This window comes from Tamilnaduibacter salinus, assembly GCF_003096655.1.
GTDB lineage: Bacteria > Pseudomonadota > Gammaproteobacteria > Pseudomonadales > Oleiphilaceae > Tamilnaduibacter > Tamilnaduibacter salinus.
In genome coordinates this window covers 1-18,776 of record NZ_QEKQ01000001.1, presented here as the reverse complement: position 1 = coordinate 18,776, position 18,776 = coordinate 1, and the positions used below count along the sequence as shown (strand labels likewise).

20 protein-coding genes and 1 other RNA gene are annotated in these 18,776 nt (G+C 61.1%); 3 read left to right on the top strand and 18 right to left on the bottom strand.

Annotated features, from left to right (window positions below; genetic code table 11):
- Window positions 1-2: 2 nt before the first annotated feature.
- The 6 genes from C8D92_RS00105 to rsmI form a co-directional block, all read right to left on the bottom strand.
- Window positions 3-1,712 (bottom strand): peptidoglycan D,D-transpeptidase FtsI family protein, encoded by a 1,710-nt coding sequence (locus tag C8D92_RS00105; RefSeq protein WP_116918104.1) that lies wholly within the window; start codon window positions 1,710-1,712, stop codon window positions 3-5.
- A gap of 75 nt (window positions 1,713-1,787) precedes the next feature.
- Window positions 1,788-2,174, bottom strand: coding sequence for a cell division protein FtsL (gene ftsL, locus C8D92_RS00100; protein ID WP_095610938.1), 387 nt, complete (start codon window positions 2,172-2,174; stop codon window positions 1,788-1,790).
- The gene (gene rsmH / locus C8D92_RS00095; RefSeq protein ID WP_116918103.1) at window positions 2,171-3,124 is read right to left on the bottom strand and encodes a 16S rRNA (cytosine(1402)-N(4))-methyltransferase RsmH; all 954 of its coding nucleotides are present in this window, start codon (window positions 3,122-3,124) and stop codon (window positions 2,171-2,173) included. Before rsmH ends, ftsL begins: the two co-directional genes overlap by 4 nt.
- Window positions 3,121-3,573, bottom strand: a complete 453-nt coding sequence (gene mraZ, locus C8D92_RS00090; RefSeq protein ID WP_095610940.1) for a division/cell wall cluster transcriptional repressor MraZ — start codon at window positions 3,571-3,573, stop codon at window positions 3,121-3,123. The genes rsmH and mraZ overlap by 4 nt, the downstream gene beginning before the upstream one ends.
- A gap of 349 nt (window positions 3,574-3,922) precedes the next feature.
- An RNA gene (gene rnpB, locus C8D92_RS00085) (RNase P RNA component class A) lies at window positions 3,923-4,287 on the bottom strand.
- A gap of 87 nt (window positions 4,288-4,374) precedes the next feature.
- Window positions 4,375-5,232 (bottom strand): 16S rRNA (cytidine(1402)-2'-O)-methyltransferase, encoded by an 858-nt coding sequence (gene rsmI, locus C8D92_RS00080; RefSeq protein WP_116918102.1) that lies wholly within the window; start codon window positions 5,230-5,232, stop codon window positions 4,375-4,377.
- Between the two features lie 190 nt (window positions 5,233-5,422).
- Here rsmI and C8D92_RS00075 point away from each other — a divergent pair, with 190 nt between their 5' ends.
- The 3 genes from C8D92_RS00075 to C8D92_RS00065 are packed head-to-tail and all read left to right on the top strand — an operon-like array spanning window position 5,423 to window position 8,259.
- A complete protein-coding gene (locus C8D92_RS00075; RefSeq protein ID WP_116918101.1) occupies window positions 5,423-7,252 on the top strand; it encodes a penicillin-binding protein activator in 1,830 nt (609 codons plus the stop codon).
- A 4-nt stretch (window positions 7,253-7,256) separates the two neighbouring features.
- Window positions 7,257-7,640 (top strand): YraN family protein, encoded by a 384-nt coding sequence (locus tag C8D92_RS00070; RefSeq protein WP_095610943.1) that lies wholly within the window; start codon window positions 7,257-7,259, stop codon window positions 7,638-7,640.
- Window positions 7,641-7,671: 31 nt separating this feature from the next.
- Window positions 7,672-8,259, top strand: coding sequence for a D-sedoheptulose-7-phosphate isomerase (locus tag C8D92_RS00065; protein ID WP_116918100.1), 588 nt, complete (start codon window positions 7,672-7,674; stop codon window positions 8,257-8,259).
- A gap of 19 nt (window positions 8,260-8,278) precedes the next feature.
- Here C8D92_RS00065 and C8D92_RS00060 read toward each other — a convergent pair whose 3' ends face one another.
- The 12 genes from C8D92_RS00060 to C8D92_RS00005 form a co-directional block, all read right to left on the bottom strand.
- On the bottom strand, window positions 8,279-8,692 hold the full coding sequence (locus C8D92_RS00060) for a ClpXP protease specificity-enhancing factor (RefSeq protein ID WP_095610958.1): 414 nt from the start codon (window positions 8,690-8,692) through the stop codon (window positions 8,279-8,281).
- Window positions 8,693-8,776: 84 nt separating this feature from the next.
- The gene (locus tag C8D92_RS00055; protein ID WP_116918099.1) at window positions 8,777-9,406 is read right to left on the bottom strand and encodes a glutathione S-transferase N-terminal domain-containing protein; all 630 of its coding nucleotides are present in this window, start codon (window positions 9,404-9,406) and stop codon (window positions 8,777-8,779) included.
- Window positions 9,407-9,524: 118 nt separating this feature from the next.
- Window positions 9,525-10,280: a cytochrome c1 gene (locus C8D92_RS00050; protein WP_116918098.1), complete on the bottom strand. Its 756-nt coding sequence runs from the start codon at window positions 10,278-10,280 to the stop codon at window positions 9,525-9,527.
- Window positions 10,280-11,512 carry a cytochrome b gene (locus C8D92_RS00045; RefSeq protein WP_095610947.1) on the bottom strand — a complete coding sequence of 411 codons (1,233 nt, stop codon included), beginning with the start codon at window positions 11,510-11,512 and terminating at the stop codon, window positions 10,280-10,282. Before C8D92_RS00045 ends, C8D92_RS00050 begins: the two co-directional genes overlap by 1 nt.
- A complete protein-coding gene (gene petA / locus C8D92_RS00040) occupies window positions 11,512-12,108 on the bottom strand; it encodes a ubiquinol-cytochrome c reductase iron-sulfur subunit (protein WP_095610948.1) in 597 nt (198 codons plus the stop codon). The genes C8D92_RS00045 and petA overlap by 1 nt, the downstream gene beginning before the upstream one ends.
- A gap of 235 nt (window positions 12,109-12,343) precedes the next feature.
- On the bottom strand, window positions 12,344-12,736 hold the full coding sequence (rpsI, locus tag C8D92_RS00035; RefSeq protein WP_095610949.1) for a 30S ribosomal protein S9: 393 nt from the start codon (window positions 12,734-12,736) through the stop codon (window positions 12,344-12,346).
- Between the two features lie 12 nt (window positions 12,737-12,748).
- Complete coding sequence (gene rplM / locus C8D92_RS00030; RefSeq protein ID WP_095610950.1) at window positions 12,749-13,177, bottom strand: 50S ribosomal protein L13; 429 nt, start codon at window positions 13,175-13,177, stop codon at window positions 12,749-12,751.
- Between the two features lie 193 nt (window positions 13,178-13,370).
- Entirely contained in the window at window positions 13,371-14,129 is a 759-nt protein-coding gene (locus tag C8D92_RS00025; protein WP_095610951.1) for a TatD family hydrolase, read from the bottom strand.
- 32 nt (window positions 14,130-14,161) lie between these two features.
- Entirely contained in the window at window positions 14,162-15,748 is a 1,587-nt protein-coding gene (prfC, locus tag C8D92_RS00020; protein WP_095610952.1) for a peptide chain release factor 3, read from the bottom strand.
- Window positions 15,749-15,863: 115 nt separating this feature from the next.
- Window positions 15,864-16,367, bottom strand: a complete 504-nt coding sequence (gene rimI / locus C8D92_RS00015; protein WP_116918097.1) for a ribosomal protein S18-alanine N-acetyltransferase — start codon at window positions 16,365-16,367, stop codon at window positions 15,864-15,866.
- Window positions 16,364-16,903 (bottom strand): hypothetical protein, encoded by a 540-nt coding sequence (locus C8D92_RS00010; protein WP_116918096.1) that lies wholly within the window; start codon window positions 16,901-16,903, stop codon window positions 16,364-16,366. The genes rimI and C8D92_RS00010 overlap by 4 nt, the downstream gene beginning before the upstream one ends.
- Window positions 16,904-17,489: 586 nt before the next feature.
- Window positions 17,490-18,613 (bottom strand): IS3 family transposase gene (locus C8D92_RS00005; protein ID WP_116918334.1). Its coding sequence is split into 2 segments (ribosomal slippage): window positions 17,490-18,355 and window positions 18,355-18,613, totalling 1,125 coding nucleotides; the frame shifts between segments, so codons are not numbered across the junction.
- Window positions 18,614-18,776 lie beyond the last annotated feature (163 nt).

Sequence of the window (18,776 nt, the reverse complement as noted above, 5' to 3'; positions counted from 1 at the left end):
GGTTACCCCCTTTCCCCATCATCGACCGGGGACTGCGCCACGCTCGTACCGTCGATGTCCGGACGGGCGTTCATCAGCCGCAGCGCGTCGTTGACCACCCGGGCGAAAACCGGGGCCGCCACTTCGCCGCCGTAGTATTCCCCGTTACTGGGCGCGTCGACCGCCACCACACAGGCCACCCGCGGATTATCCGCCGGTGCAACGCCGGCGAAGATCGCCTTGTACTGACTCTTCTGGTACCCACCGGCGCCGACCAGATGCACCGTGCCGGTTTTCCCGCCCGCGTCGTAGATCGCAGGCGCGCCGCGCCGGCCCGTACCCTCTTCCACCACTTTCCGGAGCATTCCCCGGACCTGGCGGGACACCGCTTCGGGGATCACTCGCTCGCCTTCCGGGGCCTCATCCTGCTTCAGGAGGCTGATGGGGTACCGCACTCCGCCGTTCGCCAGCACCATATAAGCCTGCGCCAGTTGCAGGGCATTGACGCTCATGCCATAGCCGTAGGAGAGGGTTGCCACTTCCACCGGTCGCCATTCAGGAGGCGCCGGGAGAACCCCCACCGCCTCGCCGGGGAAGCCCACGCCCGTGGCCTGCCCGAAGCCAACCCGGTAGTAGAGGTTACGAATCGTGTTACCGCCAATTTCCCCGGCCACTTTGCTCATGCCGACGTTCGAGGATTCGGAGATCACTTCGCTGAGGCTGAGCTCGCCGTGGTTTCGCGTGTCCCGGATGGTGTACTGCCCGAAACGCAGATAACCCGGGGAGGTCTCCACCCGGGTCCGGGGCGTGAATGCCCCTGTCTCCAGCGCGGCCGTTGCACTGAAGGGCTTCATGGTCGACCCGGGCTCGAACAGGTCGGTGATGGCCCGGTTCCGTAATCGCCTGGGGTCAAGCTGACTCCGGTCATTCGGATTGAAGGAAGGCTGGTTCACCATGGCCAACACTTCCCCGGTATCCACATCGAGCATGACGAGTGTTCCGCTACGGGCATCGTGCGCCTGGACGACGGCTTTCAGCTCCCGGTAGGCCAGGTACTGGAGTCTCAGATCGATGCTCAGAGCCAGGTCCTTGCCCGGCTTTGCCTCACGAACCAGACTGAGATCCTTGATCACACGGCCACGGTTGTCCTGAACCACGCGCTTGGCGCCAGCCTGACCACTCAGCCAATCGTTGTAGGTCAGCTCGATGCCTTCCTGCCCCTGCTCGTCGATGTTGGTGAAACCAGTCAGGTGGGCCGACACCTCACCGGTCGGGTAATAGCGCCGGTAGTCCCGGCGGGTGTGGAATCCCGGCACGTCCTGGGCCATGACGGCATCCGCCAGTTCCGGCTGAACCTTGCGGCGCACATAGATGAACTGGCGGTTCTGGTGCGTGCGCAAACGACGGCGCAGATCGGCTTCGCTGATGTCCAGAACACGGGCAACGCGGGCGATGCGAGGGTCGTCCGCATCGATGTCACGGGGATTGGCCCAGATGGTTTCCACCGGTGTACTGACGGCAAGGGGCTGTCCTTTGCGATCGGTCAGCATACCGCGATGGGCTTCGACGGGATCGATTCGCGTGCTGCGCACCTCGCCCTGCTGATTCAGAAAGGCCTGATCAACAACGTGAAGATCCACCAGGCGCCACCCCAGGGTGACACCAGCGGCCAGAAACACACTCACAACGAAGACAAAGCGCCAGGCAGAAACCAGGCGCCGCATCATCGTCATCAATGTCCATTTCCGGGTCGACTCCACCACGTCACAACCTCTCCGGATGGGCGCCAGCTCACGGGAGCAGCGCCATCAATGGGACGGCACGAGAACCACATCGTCGCGGTCCGGCACCGTCATATTCAGTGTGTCCACCGCACGCCGCTCAACCCGGCTGTGCGAACTCAGGGCACTCTGTTCCAGCAGGAGCTGACTCCACTCTCTCTGGTAGGCATCCCGCTGCTCCTGGAGACTCGCCAGCTCGCTGAACAGCACCCGGTTCTGGTGAGAGCTGAATACCACAGCGGTCGCTGAGACGAGCAGACAGATCGCCAGGCCCGCGGTAATCAGAACCTGGCGCTGTGCCAGTGAACGGAACACCTGCTTAGACAGCCGAAGAGCGCGACTGACTCCAACGCGGACCTGATCCGCCGGCCGCGTCCGGCCCTGGGCGGTTTTCTCAATCGTGACAGCACTCATGACTCGGCATCCCCCCAGTGACTCGGCTTGCGTTCCATGACGCGCATGACCGCACTTCGAGCCCGTGCATTATCGGCCACTTCGGCTTCCCCCGGCCGGGCGGCCTTGCCGACCAGCCGGAAGGGCGTTTCTGTCTGGTCAGCCGTCACGGGCAACCCGCGCGGCAGCTGGGGACCGCGCACACGGTCCCGCATAAAACGTTTCACCCGCCGGTCTTCCAGCGAGTGGAAACTGATCACAACCAGGCGCCCGCCCGGGCGCAGGACCTCAGCGGCCGCCTCCAGCCCGGCATCCAGATCGTCCAGCTCGCGATTGATAAAGACCCGCACCGCCTGGAACGTCCGCGTGGCCGGATGCTTGTGTTTTTCCTTTTTGGGAACGGCTTTGGCCACCAGTTCCGCCAGCTCCCGGGTGGTGGCCAGCGGTGCTTCCTGGCGCTGCGCAACAACGGCCCTCGCGATCCGACGGGAGAATCGCTCCTCACCCAGCTGCCAGAGCACGTCCGCGATCTCCTTCTCACCCGCGCTGTTCAGCCACTCAGCCGCGCTGGGCGACCGCTGCGGATTCATGCGCATGTCGAGCGGACCGTCGTGCATGAAACTGAACCCCCTATTGGGGTCGTCCAGTTGCGGTGACGACACCCCGAGATCGAGGAGGACGCCGTCCACGCCGCTCTCGTCACTATCTCCCAACAGGGCCGCCAGTTCGGCAAAGCTGCCGTGGCAGATCCGGAAACGGCGATCCTCCGAGGCCAGCGCCGTGCCAACCCGAATCGCTTCCGGGTCCTTATCAATCCCGATGAGGCGCCCTTCCGGTGACAGTCGTTCCAGAATCAACCGACTGTGCCCTCCGCGACCGAACGTGCCATCGACATAGAGGCCATCCGACCGGGTCACCAGATCGGCCACGGCCTGGTCGAGCAGGACCGATGCGTGGCCATGCCCGGTCATAGCGACAGTGACTCCATTTCGGGCGGCATCTCATCACCGTCGTCTTCATCATCCAGCCAGGCGAACCAGCGTTCCTCGCTCCAGAGCTCCAGCTTCTTGCCCTGCCCGACAAGCATGAGCTTCTTTTCCAACCCGGCGTAGCTGCGCAGTGTCCCGGGCACCAGAATCCGCCCGGCACCATCCAGCTCCAGTGGCGTGGCATGACCGAGCATTTTGCGCTGCAGGCGCTTGGCTTTGCGGTTCATGTTGGGCAGCGCCTCGATCTGAGGACGGATCTCTTCCCACTGCGGCTCCGGGTAGACCAGAAGGCAGCGCTCTTCATCGGCATTCGCCGTCAGGACGATGCGACCCCCGCAGACACGATCCATCTCCTCACGGACGCGCGTGGGGATCGCCAGGCGCCCCTTCGCATCCATGTTGATGGCGTGACTGCCAAGAAAGTTGCTCATAGCCGCACTCGTTATGCCGCTGCGGGGCAGCGCTCCTGATCATGACGGGACGAAAACGGGAGATTCTCCCACTTCCAGCCCTCAAAAACCACAAAAAACCACTTCTGACCACTTTTTACCACTTTTGCACACTATAGGAATGCACTATCCCCAATGCAAGCGCAATCAATGGCGACGCACTGGCAAAACTTCCTTTTATGACAAGCAGTTAACGAAAGGTGGCGAGAAAACGCACAAACAGGAAGGCGATAAACCGACGCAAATCAATAAAGTGCGAGGGTTATCGAGAAATACTCTCAAGCATCAGATTTTTTTGATCTATCAGGAGGGCGTCACAGAAAAGAAAGGAAGAATGAGCTCGCCTGTAAGCCGGGTTCTGTCGGGGGCAACCATTCATCTAGGACCTGCGTTACCACAGGCCTCAAGCGACCTACCCGAGTCCAGTGCGGGCCGCACCGTCGGACTCCTATTTGGTCTTGCTCCAGGTGGGGTTTGCCATCGCCGTGGACTGTTGCCAGCCACGCGGTGCGCTCTTACCGCACCATTTCACCCTTACCCAATCACCGCAGTGACCGGGCGGTATCCTTTCTGCTGCACTTTCCGTCGGCTCGCGCCGCCCAGGCGTTACCTGGCACCTTGCCCTATGGAGCCCGGACTTTCCTCCCCTTGGCCACCCCGGAGGGCCAGCAAAGCGGCGATTGCCCAGCGAGCTCAGGCGCGACAATACGACGTCCATCGGCGCGACGCAAGGAACCAAGCAAAATTAGCGGTTTCTTGAGAGGGCGCCATCGCCGAATCGGGTTATTTCAGGGCGAGCGCCCTCTGGTAAAGCTGGTTTTTGGGCACGCCACTGAGCTCGGAGGCGATCCGCGCCGCCTTTTTGACCGGCAGATCCCGAAGCAGTACCCGTAGCATCTGATCCGCGTCTGGCCCCGGGCCCGCCGGCACTTCCGATGGCACCTGGCCCGCCAGCATCAGAACAAACTCTCCACGGTGGCCATGATCATCGGCCAACATCTGGTCGCGAACAACCTGCGCGGTGCCCTGGTAAAAGGTCTCGAAAGCTTTCGTCAGCTCCCGGGCCACAACCAGCTCCCGCTCCGGACCGACATGCTCAACAATGGCATCCAGCGTTCCCGCGATGCGATGAGGGGATTCATAAAAGACCAGCGTCCGGGGCTCGTCACGCAGGGCGGCCAGGCGCTCATCCCGCGCCTTGCGCCGTCCCGGAAGGAACCCCTCGTAGGCAAACCGATCGGTCGGCAGACCGGCCGCAGACAGGGCCGCCACGACAGCACAGGCGCCGGGAATCGGACAGACCCGCACACCACGCGCCCTGGCCGCGCGAACCAGAACATAGCCGGGATCGGAAATAAGGGGCGTTCCAGCATCAGAGACAAGGGCTACCGACGCGCCCGCCGCCACCCGATCCAGAATCGCTTCATGCCGTTCCCGCTCATTGTGCTCATGAAACGACAGCATCGGCACATCAATACCCAGAGCATCAAGCAGCCGACGGGTGTGGCGCGTGTCCTCTGCCGCTATCACATCCGCACCAGAGAGTACGGCCACAGCCCGGCGGGAAAGATCCTCCAGATTACCGATCGGAGTGGCGACAATGTACAGCACACCGTCAACCTTCTCGTCAAAACGACTCATTACAAAGCCCTCATTCGCCGGTTTGCGCCGCTACCCCGCCGGTGAGATGCCGTCGGCAAACTGGTAGACTGGCGGTCCGTTGGCATCATGCCCAGCGTCGCTTCAGGTTACAAGCGGCACAAGACAGGGGCGTGACGGCCCGGGAGCCCAACACAGGTTCCTGAAGATCCGCAATACAACCGGTGCTCGCATGACAGTTCGTACCTTTCGCACAACGACCCTGACCGGCCTGCTTTGCCTTCTGATGCTCCTCTCGGGATGCGCGTCGGTCCAGGATCGCAGCCTGGAGAGGCTGACAGCCGCCAGCGCGCTCGAGTCCGCCAGAGACGCCGGCGCCACCCCAGAAGCTCTCCGGACACTGCTGGAACAGGTGTCGCGGCTGCAGTCCGCAAACCGCCATTCAGAAGCCCGCCGCATCCTGACCAGCACCGTGTTTGACCGCGCGAATGAGGCGGTGCAGAACCAGCGCACCCTGCTGGCCTTGCGCAGCGCAAGAGCGCTGGAAGACAGCCAATGGGCCCGCGCGCTCACCGCGCCGTTAGCACCGGACCATTTCACTCGCTATCCAGCAGACCGCCAGGCCGCAGCAGCCCGACTCCAGTCCGACACCGCATCGCTTGCCGGTCTATACGTCGCGGCCGCCCAGACACGAATCGCTGCGTCGGCGACACTCGCCCGGATGAGCGGCGAGCAGTCGCATAATGCCATCTGGCAGTTGCTCAAGCGCAGCCGGACGGAATCGCTGTCTGATGCATCCGCCACCGCGCTCAGCAACCTGCAACAGGGGTGGCTGGAGCTGGCCCTGCGCCTTCGGAATGCCGGTACGGGTCTGGATGGTCAGGCTCAGGCAGTCCGGGACTGGCAGACCAACTGGCCGGACCACCCCGCACGAGACACACTTCCGGGCGAGTTGTCACTGATCGTCACTCTCTCGGCTGAGCGTCCTGAGTCCATTGCTCTGGCACTCCCGCAATCGGGCCGCCTGTCCGAAGCCGGTCAGGCCGTCCGGGACGGCTTTCTGGCCCGTTTTTATACCACCCCGGACGAAGAAAAAGCGTCCGTAACGATCCGCATCTACGACTCGGCAGACCGGGAATTCGATGCCCTGTATCAGGAAATGGTCCAGAACGACGCCGACCTGATCGTTGGCCCCCTCTCCAAACCCGCCGTGACCACCCTGGCGCAACAGGAGAATTTACCGGTGCCGGTGCTGGCGCTGAACTACAGCGAAAGCAAGACCAAGGGACCGGCCAACCTGTATCAGTTCGGCCTGTCAGCCGAAGATGAAGCCCAGCAGCTTGCCGAACGACTGGTTATGGACGGTCGCCCTCAGGCCGTGGCACTCACCCCCTGGGGAGACTGGGGAGACCGGGTCGCCCGCGCCCTGTCCGATCGGATCCAGACGCTCGACGGTACGCTGCTGGACATCGTTCGCTTTGATCCCCGGGAGAGCCTGAAGGATGTGGTGGCGAAGGCATTCCGCGTGGATGTCAGTCGGGATCGCGCGATTACCGTGGAGCGCACCATCGGAATGAACGTTGAATTCGAACCAAGGCGACGCCAGGACATTGACGCGATCGTGATGGTGGCCTCGCCAGACACCGCCCGTCAGCTCAAACCGACCTTCGCCTTCTACTATGGTGGTGACCTGCCGGTCTACGCGCCCTCCACCGTCTATGCCGGTCAGCCGGACGCCAACCGCGACAGCGACCTCAACGGGGTCCTGTTCACCGACATTCCCTGGGTACTCGATCCACCTCCGGCATTCCAGAGCCAGGCAACGGATGCCCTGCGGTCGGTCGTTCGTCGCCAGGGACGCCTGTTCGCACTCGGCGCGGATGCCTGGCGCCTCGCCATGGAGGCGCACCTGCTGCGCAACCTGCCGGAGGCTCAGGTCGGCGGTCTGACCGGCACATTGACGATGAACCGGGACGGACGAGTGCAGCGCCGCCAACAATGGGCGATCTTCGAGGACGGGCGCCCCCGGACTCTGCCGGAACCCGAGTCGGAGACGGAGTAGCACCATGACTCAGCAGCCCAGGGAGGGGCGTCGGCAAACCGGACAGGCCGCCGAGGAGGCGGCGGAGAGGTATCTCAGACGACGCGGCCTGCGGATTGTATCGCGGAATTTTCATTGCCGTGGCGGCGAAGTAGACATTATCGGCTACGATGAGAAACAGCTCGTTTTCGTCGAAGTCCGCTACCGCGGACAGGGGAGCCTGGAGGGCGCTCTGGAATCGGTGACGGTGCGCAAGCAACAGCGGTTGATACGGGCCGCTTCCTGGTTTCTCCAGCGGCACAGGCTTTGGGACACGCCCTGTCGATTCGATGTACTGGCCATGACGCCCGGCCGCATTCGCCGCTATCGGGCACAATGGATACAGAACGCCTTTCAGGTTACCGATTAACGAATTCGCCAGACGGGACACAACACAGACTATGGCAGATTCCCCCCTTCTCAGCAGCTTCTTTGCCGAGCATATGGAAAACGCCGCGCAGGTCGCGGGCGAGTTGCCGGAGCAGATGAGTACAGCGGCCGATGGCATCGTGGAAACACTACTGAATGACGGCAAGGTCATGATGTGTGCCAATGGCAACGCCAACACGCTCGCGCAGTACTTCAGCACCAACCTTCTGAACCGGTTCGATCAGGACCGCCCGGCGCTTCCCGCGATGAACCTGGGCGCAGACGGCACGACCTACTCGGCCATCTGCCGGGACAATCGGTTCAATGAAACCTTTTCGAGGCAGGTTCGCGCACTGGGCAAGGAGGGGGATTTGCTGGTGGTCATTGTGGACGACGGACATAAGGCCAACCTGATTCAGGCGATTCAGGCGGCCCACGACCGGGACATGCGGGTTCTGATCCTGAGCGCCCAGCAGAAGACCGACGCGCACTCGCTTCTCCAACAGGAAGACCACGCGCTCGCCCTGCCCGACGTCACGCCAGTGCAGGCCTCCACTCTCTTCCTGCTGATCGTCAATGCGCTCAGCGCCCTGGTTGACGACAAGCTATTCGGGGGCTGAACCAGCGCCCCGACACGAATTACTTCACGACCTTCAGGCTGGGCTTCCCCGAGGGACGTTCCGGCTTGCCGCCACCGGGGCCATCGCCGTCCGGACCACCGTCGGGGTTGTGATCCAGCGACCCCGGTTCGTTGCCAAACACCATACCCTGCCCGTTCTCCCGGGCGTAGATGGCTAGCACTGCCATCAGCGGTACGTAGACCTGCATCGGTACGCCTCCGAAACGGGCACTGAATTCGAGGGCCTCGTTAGCGATCATCAGACCCTTTACGGCCGAGGGGCTGATGTTCAGAACGATCTGGCCGTTGGCAATATGCTCTGACGGCACCTGGACCCCCTGAATCCCCGCATCCACGAGGATGTAGGGCGTACAGCCATTATCCAGAATCCACTCGTTGAACGCCCGGACCAGATAGGGCCGGCTCGATGTCATCTTGGACGTCTCGTCTTCGGACATGATTACTCCGTCGATCAGGCGCGACGATGTTCTGTCTCGTCAGCACCGGTCGTCACCGTCTCAGCCCCGGATATCCTGTTCCGTCTCCGATAGGCTGGCCTTGAATCCCTCACGCTGGAACATTCGCTCCATGTACTGCAACAGCGGCTTGGCCTGCTTTTCAGGCAACTCAATGCCCAACGCCGGCAATCGCCAAAGGATCGGCGCCATGCAGCAGTCCACGATGCTGAACTCTTCTGACAGGAAGAAAGGCATTTGACCGAACAATGGCGCTGTCGCCAGCAGACTCTCACGCAATTCCTTGCGAGCCGCTTCGGAGGCTTTGACATTCGGCTTTGCCAGGATCTGGTCAACCAGGCCACACCAGTCTTTCTGAATACGGTGCATCATCAGACGGCTGTTGGCGCGAGCCACCGGGTAAACCGGAAGGAGCGGTGGATGCGGAAAGCGTTCATCCAGGTACTCCATCATGATATTCGGCTCGTAGAGGACCAGGTCCCGGTCAACAAGCGTGGGCAGAGCGTTGTACGGATTGAGGTCCGCCAACTCCTCTGGGGGATGGTCCGGGTCCACATCAATGACATCGACCGTAACCCCTTTCTCGGCCAGTACAATCCGGACACGGTGACTGTAGTGACTGGCTGGGTCCGAGAAAAACGTCATTGAGGACCGTCTGGTCACAACGCCCATAGAGCTACCCCACACTTGGATACGAATCGTTTTTTTGGAATGGCGAAACGCAAAAGTCCAGCAGACGGCGGATGACCGTCTGCTGGACTGATGCCCGGCGGGGATTATACCTGAATTGTCAGTGTACGTCTTTCCAGTACTCGCGATTGAGCAGGAAGGCGAACACGAAGAAGATCGCGATAAAGATCAGCACGTAGACACCCAGCCGCTCACGCTCGACCTTGACCGGATCGCCCATGTAGGACATGAAGTTGGTCAGGTCGTACATGGCGCTGTCGAACTCCGCCGGCGTCATCGTGCCTTCGGAGGCCCACTCCGGGCAGACCGAGCCGTTCACTTCATTACCGCTGAGCGGATCCACACTGGACTCACTGCCAATGTGGGGCTTGACTGCACACAGCCCCTGAAGGTCAACCAGTACGTGAGGCATCCCGACGTTCGGGAACACCACGTTGTTGACGCCCATCGGGCGACTGTCATCTTTATAGAACCCCCGCAGGTAGGAGTAGACCCAGCTCTCGCCACGCAGGCGGGTCTCCAGCGTCAGGTCCGGCGGCGCCGCACCAAACCAGTTGGCCGCCTGCTCGGAATCCATGCCGATCTTCATCAGTTCGCCAATCTTGGCGCCCGTAAAGATCAGGTTCTCTTCATAGATTTCCTGCGGGATCTCCAGATCCTCCGCCACCCGCTTGTACCGGGCATACTCCATGGAATGACAGCCCATGCAGTAGTTTGTGAACAGGGCCGCCCCACGCTGGAGCGATGCCTTATTGGTGTGATCTGGCTCCATTGTATCCAGAGCCACACCGCCGCCAGCCGCCAGCCCGAGGGCCGGCAGGCACATCATGAAAAGACCAGCAATCAGTTTTCTCATCAGCCTGTCACCCTTTCCGGAACCGGTTTTGTTTTCTCCAGGCGCGTATAGAACGGCATCAGCAGGAAGTACAGGAAGTACAGTACGGTCAACACCTGGGCCACAGCGGTACGCGTCGGCGTCGCCGGCTTGATCCCGAGATAGCCGAGAATAATGAAGCTGATCGCCAGTACAGCCAGCGCAATCTTGCTCAGCCAGCCCTTGTAACGCATGGAGCGAACCGGGCTCCGGTCCAGCCATGGCAGAACGAAGAGAATGGCAATGGCGCCGCCCATGACAACAACCCCCCAGAACTTCGCCGGCAGTCCGAGGAAGTCGACCGTCACGGCACGCAACATGGCGTAGAACGGCGTGAAGTACCAGACGGGCGCAATGTGTTCCGGAGTCTTCAGCGGGTCGGACGGTTCAAAGTTCGGCTTCTCAATGAACAGACCACCCATTTCCGGGAAGAAGAACACCACGATCGAGAACACAAACAGGAAAACCCCCACGCCCATCAGGTCGTGGACTGTATAGTACGGATGGAACGGGATACCGTCTTTCGGAACACCGTTTTCATCCTTGTTCTTCTTGATGTCGATCCCGTCGGGGTTATTGGAACCCACTTCGTGCAGCGCCAGGATATGCAGCACCACCAGACCGATCAGCACCAGCGGGAGCGCAATCACATGAAGCGCAAAGAAGCGGTTCAGCGTGATACCGGAGATGAGGTAATCACCACGAATCCACAGCGAGAGCTCTTCACCGATGACCGGGATCGCACCGAACAGGTTGACGATCACCTGGGCCCCCCAGTAGGACATCTGCCCCCACGGCAACAGGTAACCCATAAAGGCTTCCGCCATGAGGATCAGGTAGATCAGCATACCGAAGAGCCAGATCAGCTCGCGTGGCTTCTGGTAGGAGCCATACATCAGGCCACGGAACATGTGGAGGTAAACCACCACGAAGAAGGCGGACGCGCCGGTGGAGTGCAGGTAGCGAAGCAGCCAGCCCCACTCCACATCACGCATGATGTACTCGACCGACGCAAAGGCGCCCGCATCGGTTGGCGTGTAGCTCATCGTGAGCCAGATGCCGGTCACCAGCTGGTTCACAAGCACCAGCATCGCCAACGATCCGAAGAAATACCAGATGTTGAAGTTCTTCGGCGCGTAGTACTGGCCAAGGTGTTTGTTGTACGCCTCGACGATCGGCAGTCGGTCGTCAATCCACTGAATCAGTTTTTGCATTATGCCGCCTCCGGATCCAGACCGACTGTGAGAGTCACATCATCATCAAAACGATGGGGAGGCACCTCCAGATTCAAAGGCGCCGGCTGACTGGGATAGACCCGCCCCGCCAAATCATAGCGTGAGCCGTGACAGGGGCAGAAGAAACCGCCAATCCAGTCCTCGCCCAGATCATCCGGGGCAATCTCCGGACGATAGCTTGGTACACAGCCAAGGTGCGTGCAAATGCCGACCAGAACGGCGATCTCCGGACGCACGGCACGGAACGGTCCTTCAATATAGGCGGGTTGCATTCCGCCCTCAACCGATTCCGGGTCCTTGACGGTATCGCTGAGCTCCTTGATGTGGCCCAGCATTTCATCCGTGCGCTTGACGACCCAGACCGGTTTCCCCCGCCAACTGACGGTGATCTGCTGGCCCGGCTCAAGCTTACTGATATTGACCGACACCGGCGCCCCCGCTGCTTCCGCTTTGGCGCTGGGGTTCCAGGACGCCACAAACGGCACAGCGGCGCCAACAACGCCCACACCGCCCACCACGGAGGTCGCTCCGATCAGGAAACGGCGTCGGCTCCGGTTCACGTCGCCATTATTCATTATGGTTTTCTCCCATCAGGCAATGCGGGGCAACGCACGCGGGCCGCCACACATCAATAAGGACTTCACAACCCACAGAAAGACGCGAAAATGGTAATGAAATTGCCTGCACCTTACAAGTCGGCAACCGGCGTCACTGAGCACCTCCGACGCGATCGGGCGCGCCCCGCGGGCGTTTCAACAGACACAAAAAAACCCGGCCGTAGCCGGGCTTTCAGCGTTCCTGAGATCCGGATTAACGCTTGGAGTACTGCGGACGCTTCCGCGCCTTGCGCAGACCGATCTTTTTCCGCTCGACGGCACGAGCGTCACGCGTGACGTACCCTGCCTGACGCAGCGGCGGACGCAGCGTTTCATCATAGTCGATCAGTGCGCGACTCAGACCGTGACGAATCGCGCCGGCCTGGCCGCTGCTGCCACCACCCTCGACGGTGATGCGAATATCAAACCGGTCCATCGAGTCCGTGACCTCGAGCGGCTGACGGACAATCATCCGCAGCGTGTCGCGACCGAAGAAATCTTCGATGGGCCGATCATTGATCGTGATCTCGCCGCTACCCGGCTTGATGAATACCCGAGCCGTGGAGTTCTTGCGGCGGCCCGTACCGTAATTTTGTGCTACAGACATAATCGCCTTCCGTCAGATGTCCAGTTCTTTGGGCTGCTGCGCCGCGTGAGGATGCTCAGCGCCACCGTATACTTTCAGCTTCTTGAGCATGGCACGGCCCAGACGGCCTTTCGGCAGCATGCCCTTCACCGAATGTTCAATTACCCGCTCCGGAGCCTTCTCGATCAGCTCCTCAAAGTTGATCGAGCGGATACCGCCGGGAAAACCGGTGTGGTGGTAGTAGTTCTTGTCCGTCGACTTGTTGCCCGTAACCCGAACCTGACCGGCATTGATAACGACGATGTAATCACCGGTGTCCACATGCGGCGTGAATTCCGGCTTGTGCTTGCCCCGCAGACGACGGGCGATTTCAGTTGACAGACGGCCCAGCGTCTTGCCGGCTGCGTCGACAACATACCAGTCACGCGTGACGGTTTCTGGTTTCGCACTCAGAGTTTTCATGGATTCCGCCCTGTAACGCTATAAACGAACGTTAAAGACCGCCGCCATACCGTTTAACCGGTGGCGATGATCTTTTCCCGATTTGGTGGCCTCACGCTGTTCGGGGCTGAGACAGCGGGATGCCTTGAAAAGCCAGGGCGCGAAGTATACTGAAAGCGGCCTGCAATGCCAACCCCGTCCTGCCCCTCGTCGGTTACTCCCAGCCATAGAGACGAGCGACGTTATGGACCAGCTGCTCGCAGATGACATCCGCCGGCTCCGGTCGCAACTCTGTCAACGCCGCAAGCACCCGAGGCAGATAGTCTGGTCGGTTACCGCCCTTCGCCACGCCAGCGGGCGGCATGTCGGGCGCATCCGTCTCCAGCACCAGCGCCTCAAGCGGGGCCGTCGCCACCGCCCGCCGGGTTTTCCGGGCACGCTCATAGGTCACGACACCGCCAATACCCAGCCAGACGCCGGACTGCACAAGGGATTGCGCCTGCTCGGGACTGCCGGAAAACCCATGAACGAGTACGGGAATGTCCGGACGATGACGTCGAAGCACGACGCCAACCTCATCATGAGTCCGCACCGAGTGTATGACCAGCGGCAGGTCCAATTCCTGAGCCAGGCAGACCTGAGACTCGAACCAGGGCATCTGCTCGTCGAGATCCCCGTGGAGACGATCCAGCCCACACTCCCCCAAAGCCAGCGGACGCTCACGGATCAGCCACTCCCGGAGACGATCCAGATCGTCATGACCATGCTCGCGGACAAACCAGGGGTGAATGCCATAGCACGGCGAAAGACGCCCATCCGTCACCGTCAGATGGCGGATCCGCCCCCAGTCCGGGGCACGCACGCCGGGGATCACCAGATGGCCAACCCCCACTCGTTCGCACTCGGCCAGAATCTCTTCGCGCCGACCGTCGAAAGCCGGCATGTCGAAATGACAATGGGCATCAGTGAGCATGGCCCCTCCGCGGTAACGGTGTGCCCAGACTCCTAGTGTTCCCGTGTTTTTCGGAACGTCACGTCCGGGTGGCGCTCCTGGGCCAGTTGAAGATTCACCATGGTCGGCGCAATGTAGGTCAGGTGGTCACTGCCATCCCAGGCGAGGTTCTCCTGTGCCTTGTTCTGGAACTGCTCCAGCGTCTTGGGATCGTCGCAGTGGATCCAGCGGGCCGTCGCGACATTGATTGGCTCGTAAGCGGCATCCACCTTGTATTCGGTTTTCAGACGGCTGACGACCACATCGAACTGCAGAACCCCGACGGCGCCGACGATCAAGTCGTTGTTATTGAGAGGCCGGAAGACCTGCACCGCGCCCTCTTCGGAGAGCTGAATCAGGCCCTTATGCAGCTGCTTGGCCTTGAGCGGGTCCTTGAGCTGAATACGCCGGAACAGCTCCGGTGCGAAGTTGGGAATGCCGGTGAACTTCATGTCTTCGCCGGCGGTAAACGTGTCGCCAAGCTGAATGGTGCCGTGGTTGTGCAGGCCGATGATGTCACCCGGCCAGGCATCCTCGGCGTGATCCCGGTCCCCGGCCATAAAGGTCAGGGCGTCGGAGAACCGAACGTCTTTGCCGATCCGCACATGGCGAGCCTTCATGCCCTGACGGTAGCGTCCGGAGACGATACGCAGAAACGCCACCCGGTCGCGGTGCTGGGGGTCCATGTTCGCCTGGATCTTGAAGACAAATCCGGAGAAGCCCTCATCCGTGGGCTCCACAAGGCGTTTGTCGGTTTCCCGCGGCTGCGGCGTCGGCGCCCACTCCACCAGGCCATCCAGCATGTGGTCGACACCGAAGTTGCCCAGCGCCGTGCCAAAGTAGACGGGGGTCAGCTCCCCTTTCAGGAAGGCGTCGAGGTCGAATTCGTGGGAGGCCCCCTGAACCAGTTCAATCTCCTCACGCAAGTCCTGCGCGTAGTGGCCGATGGCCTCATCCAGCTCCGGATTATCCAGTCCCTTAATGGTGCGGGTGTCTTGAATCGTATGCCCCTGCCCGCTCTGGTACAGAATGACCTCGTCACGCAGGAGGTGGTAGACCCCCTGGAACTGTTTCCCCATACCGATGGGCCAGGTGATCGGGGCACAGGCGATTTTGAGCACCTCTTCAACCTCGTCCATCAACTCCACCGGGTCGCGGACATCGCGATCCAGCTTGTTCATGAACGTGAGGATCGGGGTGTCCCGCAGTCGCGTCACATCCATCAGCTTGATGGTTCGCTCCTCCACGCCTTTCGCCGCGTCGATCACCATCAGGCACGAGTCCACCGCCGTCAGAGTCCGGTAGGTGTCTTCGGAGAAGTCCGCGTGACCAGGCGTATCCAGCAGATTCACCAGGCTGTCACCATACGGGAACTGCATCACCGACGTCGTCACGGAGATACCGCGTTGCTTTTCCATCTCCATCCAGTCCGACTTGGCATGCTGGCCGGACTTCTTACCCTTGATCGTGCCGGCTTTCTGGATCGCCTCGCCATATAGCAGGACTTTCTCGGTAATCGTCGTCTTACCCGCATCCGGGTGCGAGATAATGGCAAAGGTACGGCGCTTATCCACTTCCGCGCGATTCTGCTCGTTGGACATGACACTCCCGTCTCGGCGTCGGCCGACCGGACTCCGGCGGCCGGTTGAATGCGAAAAGGCGCCCATTTTCACCGATTGACCCGCCGGTAACAATCCGCACCGGACCGGACGCCCACTAACGCCGGTCGCGACTCCCGGGCGCCTCCAGTGAGAGCACCACAGCGTCTTCACGCTCAGGAACGTCCGGGTAGTACCCGGGGCGCTCACCGATCCGGAGAAACCCCTCCGACTCGTAGAGATGCTGGGCACCAATATTCGACCGACGGACTTCCAGAATCATCCGGGCCATACCGGCATCAAATGCCGCCTTAATAGCATGGCGAAGCAGGCAGCGACCGATTCCCCGGCGCCGGTCGTCCGGATGCAGACACAGGTTGAGCAGATGGGCTTCGTCGAACAGACACGCCACAACAGCGTATCCACGCAGCCTCCCGTCGCTCTCGACACCCCACAACTGGTAGTCCGGGCGAAAACAATCCCGGAAAATGGACTCGGCCCAGGGACGGCGGTAACTGGCCCGTTCGATCGCGACCATGGCAGGCAAATCCTGATCCGATAGCGACCGGACCTGGTCACCGGCAGACGCGACTGCCTGATAGACCGACGTTCCCGAACTCATGCCGACACCCTGCAGACCTCACGCAAACGCCGCCAGAGGGCCCGCTTTCCTTCCGGGTTGGCGGCCATTTCTGACAACGCAGGCCCTGACACGGACACGGCTTCTTCTGGGACTAACACCTCCCGTATCGCGTTGGCGTGAGCGGTTTGTTCTTCCTCCAGCCCAAGCACTAACAGGCGGCGCCCTTGGCAGGCCGCATCGGACAGGGATACCAACAACGCCCGGAATTCGGCGCCCTCACTGCGCACCACAGAGCGTTTGGAGAATGGCGGCCAGCTCAGAAGCCGTTCCTCCGGGGCATCGTCCTCAACAGCAGCGAGAATACGCCTTGCAAGGCCGGACTGCAGGTCATCCGAGATTTCGTCCGACAGGAGGCTCACCAGACACCAAGTCGGCGTCCACCAGAACCCAAGGCGGCAGGTGATGTCCTCCAGCTGTGGATGATCCGACCGGGTCGCAGGCTCTGGTGACGCCGGCGGCTCGACCGTCGCCTCCGACGCGCGAGGCTCTTCCACCGTCTCAGCCTCTGCACTCATGGTCTGACGGATATCCCGTAATCGATTGACTCGACGCCGGTCGCTGGTTGAAGGAGCCGACGGGGCCGTGCCACTGGGTGGCGCTGAGGCCGGGGTAACCGCTTCAGGTTCGGTGAAATCCAGCGCGCGGGAAGTCGCTGCCCCAGGCAAAGACGACCGGACATACCAAGGGCGAACACCCATGGCCGTTAAATAGAACTGACGTTGTGCTTCCGTCCGGATCATCGCATGCCGTTTTCTGGGATTTGATGAAAGTATACAGGATCGGGGCGGTGGAGGCCGAAGGGGGAGGTTCGCGTTGGCGGCCACTAATGGGCCGTTATCGGGGCAGTGTCTTGCACGGCAACGATGTGTCGCCTTAGGTCAGTTATTCAGAGGCTGACGGGCGGTTCAGGCCGGTCGTGCTGCGCACGACGACGATGACCCGGCCCGGGGCGCAGAGGCCCCGGGCGTTCGCCCCTGCCAACGCGGTGCTTTGGCTGCCCTGGCGGGCATCGGGGCTCACACCCCCGTAGATCATCCCTTTCGTGCAGCCAATAAAAAACCCCCAACGGCGCCGCTGACCTGCCCCCAATTGTTTAACCAGTCACCGCTTAGTAATGTCGGTTAGCGTTGTTCCATCCGTCCCACAGCGATAGTCAGCAGCGAACTCCAGTGGTGTCTGGTAGTTCAAGGCCGAGTGAGGTCGCTGTTCATTGTAGTCACGCCGCCACTGGCTAATGATCTGACGGGCATGAGCCAGATCCCGGAACCAGTGTTCGTTCAGGCACTCATCCCGGAATTTCCCGTTAAAGCTTTCGACGTAGCCATTCTGAGTGGGCTTACCGGGCTGAATCAGCTTCAGTTCAACATCGTTGTCGTAAGCCCACCGATCCAGAGCCTTGCCTGTAAACTCCGGTCCCTGATCGGTTCTGACCGCTTGAGGGTAACCCCTGAACGCGGCAATGGCCTCCAGAGTACGAACGACCTGGTCGCCGCAAATACCGCTGGCCACTGGAATGTCGAGACATTCCTTGGTGAAGTCATCAACGATGGTCAGGCATTTGATACGCCGGCCACTCGCCAGCGCATCCATGACAAAATCCATCGACCAGGTTTGATTGGCCGCTTCGGGAAGAACCAAAGGCTGTCGCTCCACCGCAACGCCTTTGCGGCGCTTGCGTTTGGGTACAGCCAGGCCTGCATCGCGGTACAGCCGATAAACCTTTTTGTGGTTCACGTGAATGCCCTCCCGGCGAAGCAGTTGATGGACCCGGCGGTAACCGAATCGACGCCGTTCGTAAGCCAGTGCGCTGATACGCTCGCAGAGCGTCACGTCGCTCTGCGATACCGTGGAGCGATAGTGAAACGAGGCGCGGGATAACCCGACGAGGAAACAGGCCCTGCGTTGCGAAATCGACGTTCGCTGCTGCATCGCGCGCACGGCCTCGCGCTTGTTCTCGACGGTCAGTACTTTCGATTGAGCGCGGCCTTGAGGGCTTCGTTATCCAGCGCTGACTCGGCCAACAATTTCTTCAAACGGGCATTCTCGTCCTCCATGGCCTTCAGCCGACGTGCCTCGGACACCTCCAGTCCGCCGTACTTCTTACGCCAGGTATAGAAGGTCGCATCAGAGATGTTGTGCTTGCGGCACAGTTCTTTGACCGTCAGCCCGGCTTCAGCTTCTTTGAGAATCCCGATAATCTGCTCTTCCGAGAATCGCTTTTTCATGTTCATCGTCCTCTTCTGTAATGAACATTACTAAGCGTGGAGCGGTTAAGCCAGAGGGGAGCAGGTCATGACGATGACCTACTTTGCTCGCGCCTCTCGGCGCTCGGCCCTTCGGGCCCGTCGTCGCGTTGCTCCGACGTCCTGCGCCTGCCATTCGGCAGGC